General features: G+C 50.5%; 4 protein-coding genes. 3 read left to right on the top strand and 1 reads right to left on the bottom strand.

Annotation, left to right across the window (positions count from 1 at the left end; genetic code table 11):
- Window positions 1–271 precede the first annotated feature (271 nt).
- The 3 genes from AC6BYQ_RS03960 to AC6BYQ_RS03950 are packed head-to-tail and all read left to right on the top strand — an operon-like array spanning window position 272 to window position 4,310.
- A complete protein-coding gene (locus tag AC6BYQ_RS03960; protein WP_498056342.1) occupies window positions 272–1,546 on the top strand; it encodes an HlyD family secretion protein in 1,275 nt (424 codons plus the stop codon).
- Window positions 1,539–3,650, top strand: coding sequence for a peptidase domain-containing ABC transporter (locus AC6BYQ_RS03955; RefSeq protein ID WP_498056341.1), 2,112 nt, complete (start codon window positions 1,539–1,541; stop codon window positions 3,648–3,650). The genes AC6BYQ_RS03960 and AC6BYQ_RS03955 overlap by 8 nt, the downstream gene beginning before the upstream one ends.
- Window positions 3,651–4,310, top strand: coding sequence for a CPBP family intramembrane glutamic endopeptidase (locus AC6BYQ_RS03950; protein ID WP_498056340.1), 660 nt, complete (start codon window positions 3,651–3,653; stop codon window positions 4,308–4,310).
- Between the two features lie 323 nt (window positions 4,311–4,633).
- Here the strand turns inward: AC6BYQ_RS03950 and AC6BYQ_RS03945 are convergent, their stop codons facing one another.
- Window positions 4,634–4,972, bottom strand: coding sequence for a hypothetical protein (locus tag AC6BYQ_RS03945; protein ID WP_154746899.1), 339 nt, complete (start codon window positions 4,970–4,972; stop codon window positions 4,634–4,636).
- Window positions 4,973–5,404 lie beyond the last annotated feature (432 nt).

The following is a 5,404-nucleotide window of genomic DNA, read 5'->3' as shown; positions in this document are numbered from 1 at the left end:
AAGATAATTCGTTGTTTGTATTAAAATTTAACGTTCTAAGTTCCCCCTTTAAAATACCCTCCGGGAGCGTGAACGTACAATGCTCCAGCATATTGATATGCTCATGCATCAGTGGGGATAACCGGGCGATATCTTCATTCCCGGCTTCTGCTCCATTTTATGTCCAACAATCCATTAAACGCCCACTCACCGCAACGCTGGTGTTTAGCGATTTGTTGACGGCATAATGGGGCTGGACTTCATTCCCCCTTCTTTTTAAGGAAGAAAAACGGTGTTTCGCCAGGAAGCGATCGATAATCAGAGAATGAAATGGCGTGGTCGGGCGCTCCTCCTTCCCGGCATTCCCTTTTGGCTCATAGCAGGGCTCTGCCTGTTTTTTCTCATTGCATTTCTCACCTTCGTGATCGCCGGTACCTATACCCGACGGGTCAATGTGACTGGTGAGGTCAGCACCTATCCGCGTGCCGCCAACGTCTATTCTTCCGTTCAGGGGGTAGTCGTCAAACAATTTGTCACCGAAGGGCAGGTGATCACCGCCGGAGCACCCATTTACCAGATTGACGTCAGCAAAAGCACTCGCAGTGGTGTAGTCAGCGATAACCAGCAGCGGGATATCGATGGCCAGCTGGCACGCATTGCGCAAATCATCAGCCGACTGGAAAGCAGCAAGCAGGCCACGCTCACTATGCTGGAAAAACAGAAGGCGCAATATACCGCCGCGTTTTCGCGCTCAACCGACATTCTTCGGCGTGCTCAGGAAGGGATACGCATCATGAAGGAGAACATGGAGAACTACAGGCACTATCAGACCAAGGGACTGATCAACAAGGATCAGCTCACCAACCAGGTGGCCCTGTATTACCAGCAGCAGAACAACCTGCTGGGCCTGTCCGGCCAGAACGAACAGAATGCGTTGCAGATCACCGCGCTGGAAAGCCAGATCCATACCCAGGCCGCCAACTTCGACAACCAGATCTTCCAGATGGAGCTGCAGCGCTACGAGCTGCAGAAAGAGCGGCTCAACATCGATGCCGGTGGAGCGATCGTCGTTCGTGCGCTGGCTGATGGCCGTATCGATTCGCTGAGCGTCACGGTTGGCCAAATGGTCAACGTCGGCGACAGCCTGCTGCAGGTGATCCCCCACGACATCGATCACTACGCCCTCGTGCTGTGGGTACCTAACGATGCCATTCCTTACATTGCTGCCGGTGACAAGGTCAATGTACGTTATGACGCCTTTCCGGCGGAAAAATTCGGCCAGTTTGCCGGTACGGTGTCCGTCATCTCCAAAGCCCCGGCCTCACCGCAGGAAATGCTGACCTATCAGGGGGCCCCAAAAGCGGCGCTGACCGCCGCTGTGCCCTACTACAAGGTGATTGTCATTCCGGAAAAACAGGCCATTGCCTATGACGGTAAACGTCTGAGCCTGGAAAACGGCATGAAAGCGCAAAGCACCCTGTTTCTGGAAAAAAGGAAGATTTATCAATGGATGTTGTCACCGTTCTACGACATGAAACACAGCGCGACGGGGCCGGTCAATGAGTAAGCCTGCATTCAAACAACGGGTCAGCCAGCTGGATCTGCGGCTACGTCACCGGGTTCCGATGGTGCACCAGACCGAGTCGTCGGAATGCGGGCTGGCCTGCCTGGCGATGATATGCGGTTACTACGGAAAAAACATCGACCTGATCGCGCTGCGCCGGCAGTTCAACCTGTCAACGCGCGGTGCCACATTGGTTGGATTGACCGGTATCGCCGAGCAGCTGGGGTTGAACACCCGTCCTCTGTCTCTGGATCTGGACGAACTCAACGCGCTGAAACTGCCCTGCATTTTGCACTGGGAATTCAACCATTTCGTGGTGCTGGTCAGCGTCAAGGGCCACCGCGTAGTGCTGCATGATCCGGCGCGCGGGCGCCGGGCCATCAGCCTGACGGAACTGTCGCACAGTTTCACCGGCGTAGCGCTTGAGGCCTGGCCCGGCACCGCCTTCACCGCCGACAGCATTCGCCACCGCATTCACCTGCGTACGCTAATTGGCAGCGTGCATGGCCTCAAGGGGGCGCTCGGCAAAATCTTTTGCCTGTCTCTGGTATTCGAAACCATCAACCTGGTGATGCCTATCGGCACGCAGCTGGTGATGGATCACGCTATTCCTGCCGGGGATCGCGGGTTACTGACGCTCATCTGCCTTGGGCTGATGCTGTTCATCCTGCTGCGGGCCGCCATTGGTATGGTGCGCGCCTGGTCCGGACTGGTCATGTCGACGCTCATCAATGTGCAGTGGCAGTCCGGTCTGTTTACCCACCTGTTGCGCCTGCCGCTCGGTTACTTTGAACGGCGTAAGCTGGGTGACATTCAGTCACGCTTCGGTTCGCTGGATACGCTGCGCAGCACTTTCACCACCAGTATCATCGGCGCCATCATGGACGGCATCATGGTGATCGGTGTGTTGGTGATGATGGTGCTGTATGGCGGCTGGCTGACCTGGGTAGTGCTCACTTTCACCGCGCTCTATGTGCTGATGCGCCTGTTGACCTACGGCTATTATCGCCAGCTGTCCGAAGAAGCGTTGGTGAGAAATGCCCGCGCCGGTTCATATTTTATGGAGACGCTGTACGGTATCGCTACCGTCAAAATGCAGGGCATGGCGGAACGCCGCATCGCTCACTGGCTCAATCTTGAAATCGACACCATCAATACCGGTATCCGGATCACCCGAATGGACATGCTGTTTGGTGGGATCAACACCTTCGTGGCGGCCTGTGACCAGGTTGTCATTCTGTGGCTGGGGGCCAGTCTGGTGATCGACAATCAGATGACCCTCGGCATGTTCGTCGCGTTCGGTGCCTTTCGGGGACAGTTCTCCGATCGTATCGGGTCCCTGACGGCGTTTCTGCTGCAGCTGCGCATGATGAGCCTGCATAACGAACGTATTGCCGATATTGCCCTGCACCCACGGGAAGATCGCAAGCCCGACCTTCCATATATCTCGGGAATGCAACCGATGGGGTTGTCCACCCATGCCCTGAGCTACCGGTACGACAGCCAGTCACCGGCGGTCTTTGATGCCTTGGACATCAACGTTGCACCGGGGGAAAGTGTGGCCATCGTGGGCCCGTCCGGGGCTGGCAAGACCACGCTGATGAAGGTGCTGTGCGGGCTGTTTCCCCCGGATTCAGGGCGGGTTGAGGTGAACGGCGTCGATATCCGGCAGCTCGGCATCAACAACTATCACAAGATGATCGCCTGCGTGATGCAGGACGACAAGCTGTTCTCCGGCTCGATCCGGGAAAATATCTGCGGGTTCGCGGACGAGATGGATGATGCCTGGATGGAGGTCTGTGCCCGAGCCAGCTATCTGCATGAGGTGATCATGCGCATGCCGATGGGGTACGAAACCCTGATCGGCGAACTGGGGGAAGGGTTGTCCGGTGGGCAGAAGCAACGCCTGTTTATTGCCCGAGCCATTTACAAGAAGCCGGCGATTTTGTTCCTGGACGAGGCGACCAGTGCGCTGGACAAGGACAGTGAAGCGAAGGTGAATCAGGCGATTAAGGCACTCAGCATTACACGGGTGTTTATTGCCCACCGCGAAACGACAATCGCGTCAGCAGATCGGGTTATTTACCTTGGGCTAAAGGAAAGTTAGATGAATAACAGAACGGGAATGAGTATAAAACGCGGGTTTGCTTGTTTTGCGTTGTTTATTCTTTTGGTTGGGATAACATTTTACCCAATTGTTGTTCCTGATAAGGTTGCACTCGAACAATCAGGGCTATTACTAATTGTTTTATATGTTCTTGAGTTCTCATTTATTGTTCCCTTATATTTCATTTTCTTCAGAAAATGGGACGACATGGGGCGGGGATGTTTTAGTGTTAGGCAATTTTTAATATTTCTACTCCTCATTCTACTTGCTCAAACTGCGGTTGCTTACATTCTGGATATCAGGGAAGCAGAACACTGGGTGATGGAGCAGGAAACCGGAAAAGGAAGCTTATTTTGGCTTAATTTTTTCATGTTAGTTTTAATCGTTCCGGTTTATGAAGAATTGGCGTTCAGAGGGGGGTTGCTAACAGCTTTACTGGTTTTTTTTCGTGGTAATATTTACATCGCATCTCTAGTAACTTCGTTCTTATTTGCTGTGTTACACACTCAATACACGGATGTCAGAACGTTAATTATTTTGTTTCTAATTTCTATCATCCTGATTGCATCCAGAATAATATCCAGAGGGATAGTAATGCCAATTGCACTGCATATGGCAATGAATTGCGTTATATTGAGTGCAGGTATTTATACAATATAGTGGACGGATGTCGAAATATATTGCCGAGCTAACTTCTTCATCTATAAATCGACTATATGTATATGACTCATAGATGAAGCTATTTGTCTACTTTTACTTTGAGGATGTTTTTTTTCCACCATTGGCTACTAAATACAGAAATAAGTATTACAGTCACCAGTGATAAAATACTAGACTTCACTATGTTGATAGTGACCTCCACACCAAAAAAAACATTTCCTAAAAAGAAAATAACAAAGAAAAAAATAAACCGCTTAAACTGATTTAACATTATTTGGCCTATGAATCTAAAAAAGAGGTTCAAAAGAACCTCTTTTGTATATTTACCAATGGCATTGTCCGTTAACACTATTCTTGTTACTATCTCCACCAAACGCACCGCCGCCATTACCATTATTACCATATTTATCTACAGCGCTCATCGCCGAATCATAGCTCTGACCAGCAGCAACGGTACCAACTAAGCCACCGACAAGTCCCCCGACAGGCCCACCGGCTAAGATTCCAATTGCAGTGCCTGCGGCCCCGCCTGCATATGTAGCTGCATCACGACCTGAATTTCGAGCGCTATCGTTCCGGCCACCATTATCAGCACGGTCACCGCCATTGTTACCCCTACCACCAGAAACAAAGTTTAACATTGAAGAATCAATGATTTTCATAAACAACTCCTTTTGATTATTTGGTTAACCTTGTGTAATCTTTTGTAAAGCCATTTACTAGTATCTCTTTTTTCCATAAGAGTCAAGCTTGGATTGGAGGGTGTATAATAATTATATACTTTTTGTTTATATTAAGTTTAAGCTAAGGATACTCAATGAATAAAGCATCATGGATCAAAGCTTGGTTTTCTGGGGCTACGGTTTACACATGCCTCGATCTCAGTAAGCATGTGGGGGACGAGTTCCTTTGTGGCGCAAGATGGCCACAGCTGGTAGGTATTGTACTCATATTTATCATTTGCTTCGGCGCACGCTTTAAGTTGAAGGAGCTGAGTTAGGGAAAAGTAAAGATTTTGACAGCTCCCGCTTGCAACGCTGAGTACCAACCTTAAATTGTTATGATAAAGCTGGCGCTATCACGAGGTCTTCATA

The sequence above is a fragment of the Serratia sp. LTN-2 genome, from assembly GCF_059740205.1.
Note: the sequence above shows the minus strand (reverse complement) of the source record. Positions and strands in the feature narration are given on the sequence as shown.